At 61.1% G+C, this 2,493-nt stretch carries 1 protein-coding gene and 2 pseudogenes; 1 reads left to right on the top strand and 2 read right to left on the bottom strand.

What is annotated here, in order from left to right:
• Positions 1–1,134, top strand: a pseudogene (locus B5F12_RS11540) (FIVAR domain-containing protein); the annotation flags it as partial.
• Between the two features lie 83 nt (positions 1,135–1,217).
• Here B5F12_RS11540 and B5F12_RS11535 read toward each other — a convergent pair.
• A complete protein-coding gene (locus B5F12_RS11535) occupies positions 1,218–2,003 on the bottom strand; it encodes an inositol monophosphatase family protein (protein ID WP_242954955.1) in 786 nt (261 codons plus the stop codon).
• Positions 2,004–2,113: 110 nt separating this feature from the next.
• Positions 2,114–2,380 (bottom strand): annotated as a pseudogene (locus tag B5F12_RS12065) (helix-turn-helix transcriptional regulator); the annotation flags it as partial.
• Positions 2,381–2,493 lie beyond the last annotated feature (113 nt).

Genomic DNA, 2,493 nt, shown 5'->3' with positions numbered 1-2,493 from the left:
TGGTGGGGCTATGACGTGGCCAAGCCCGCCTTCCTGGCTGAGCAGGGCCACCAGCTGGTGAACACCCACGGCGACTGGTATTGGATCGTGGGCGGCAACAAGTGCACCGTGGACAAGGCCAGCCAGTTTGACATCAACACCTTCATGGGCGGCACCATCGAGGACCCCGTGGGCGCCATGTTCTGCATCTGGAGCGACGTGCCCCAGGCTCAGACCGATGCCAGCGTGGCAGAAGAAGTGGCCGACGTCATCGCCGCCTTCGGTTCCACTCTGCCCGAGACGGCCGAGCGCAACGTCCACCCCATCATTGCCGGCAGCAAGGTCCTGCTGCAGAAGAGCTATGACTACGCTCTGACCCTGTCCACCGAGGGTGTCACCGACACCGCCAAGGCTGCTTTCGAGACCGCTCTGGCCACCGCCAAGACCGTGCTGGACAAGGAGAACGCCACTCAGGACGAGATCGACGCCGCTTGGGACGCCCTGCTGGAGGGCATCTGGGGCCTGGGTCTGACCCAGGGCGACAAGACCATGCTGGAGCAGCTGATTGCCAAGGCTGAGAGCATGATCCCCGACCAGGACAAGTACGTCCAGGACAACTGGCAGACCCTGGTGGACGCTCTGGCTGCTGCCAAGGAAGTGGACGCTGACGGCGATGCCATGGACGAGGACATCCAGCCCGTGGCAGATGCCCTGTTCAACGCCATCCTGGCCCAGCGCTTCAAGGCTGACAAGTCCATCCTGGAAGACCTGATTGCTCAGGCTGCGAACATGGATACCACCGGGGCCAGCGAGGCCGCCGTGGCTACCTTCCGCACCGCTCTGGCCACCGCCCAGGCTGTCATGGCCAACGAGTCCCTCTCTGAGGACGACCAGGCCACTGTGGACGCCGCTGTGGCTGCTTTGAGCGACGCCATGAACGGCCTCACCGCCGGTGGCGCTCCTGAGACCACCGACAAGCCCGAGGCTACCGATAAGCCTCAGACCACTGACAAGCCTCAGACCACCGAGAAGCCCGAGAACAACGTGCCCCAGACTGGCGACTCCGCCCAGGTGATGGTGTACGTGGTGGCTCTGGCTGCCGCCGTGTGCCTGCTGTCCGGTGCCACTGTTGTGGCCCGCAAGAACCGCGGCTAATTTCCCAGGTTCAGAAAAAAGAACGGTCAGCGTCAGCTGACCGTTCTTTTTATGCCTTTGATAGAAATGAATGACGGGTGTCCTCAGAACTCCAGTGAGACCGCCTCAGCGATGCGGGCGCCGATGGGGCCGTTGTGGGCGAACATGTCGCTGGGCTGGGTGGGGATGAGGGGGTTGCCCTGGTAGTCCCGCACCTGGCCCCCGGCCTCTTCCACCAGCAGGATTCCGGCGGCGAAGTCCCAGGGCTTCAGGCCCCGTTCCAGATAGGCGTCCATCCGGCCACAGGCCACATAGGCCAGGTCCAGGGAGGCGGTGCCCATGCGGCGGATGTCAGCGCCCACCTCAAACAGGCGGCGGAACAGGGCGAAGTTACCCTCTGCCAGCTGCTTTTGGTAGGGGCTGGTGCCGATGGCAATGAGGCTGTCCGCCAGCTCCTGCTGGTCGCTGACGTGGATGGGCTCGCCGTTGCGGAAGGCACCCTGTCCCCGGATGGCGTGGAACATCTCTCCGTTGAAGGGGTTGTATACGATGCCCAGCATGACCTGGCCACCTTCCACCAGGGCCAGAGAGATGGCGCTCATGCCCAGGTCATGGATGAGGTTGCAGGTGCCGTCCACCGGGTCCAGAATCCACATGGGGGCGTTGGGGTCCAGATGGGCGTTGGACTGCTCCTCACTCATGAACTGGATGTGGGGCCAGCGCTTGGGAAGTTCTTCCCCGAAAAAGCCTTGGACTGCCATGTCCACCTGGGTGACGTAGTCCGCCCGGCCCTTCTTGCGGATGTGGGTAGAGCCCTCCCGGTCGTAGAGCAGCTTGCCCGCCTGGTGGACCAGCTCCATGAGGGCATGGATATCAATGTCTGTGTGCATGGGAATGTCTCCTCTCACAGTGGGATGATTCTGTGAGCACAGTATAACCCCGGAGGAGGGAGGATGTAAAGGGGCGAGAGGGAGATGAAGAGAAAAGGATATCGCCAAGGTCATCCGTTCCACCCATACCGCAGCACGTAATAGATCACATAGAACCAGTTCAGAAGCCCGTGGAAGATGGCCCAACCGATGGAGTGCCAGTTCACATAGGAGATCACCATGGCCAGAGCTGCGCCAAAGGACAGCCCCTTGGTGGCGTTTTGCACGGTGGTATTCTTGACGATGGTGGTGGTCTGCTTGGCTCCGTAGATCAGCTCTTCGATGGTGACGTCCAAAATCTCAGCGATTTTGTGGAGGGTCTCAATATCCGGCTGGGTTTTGCCGGTTTCCCTTAGTTAAAGATATTGTTGGGTATCTCAAGATGTGTCATTCGATTTTGCCGATAAAGCGGTAGAAGATTTCTACCTCCCGTTCCCGGCTTCCGTCCTCA

The organism is Pseudoflavonifractor sp. An176, from assembly GCF_002160435.1.
In the GTDB taxonomy this organism is placed as follows: Bacteria; Bacillota; Clostridia; order Oscillospirales; family Oscillospiraceae; genus Enterenecus; species Enterenecus faecium.
Note: the sequence above shows the minus strand (reverse complement) of the source record. Positions and strands in the feature narration are given on the sequence as shown.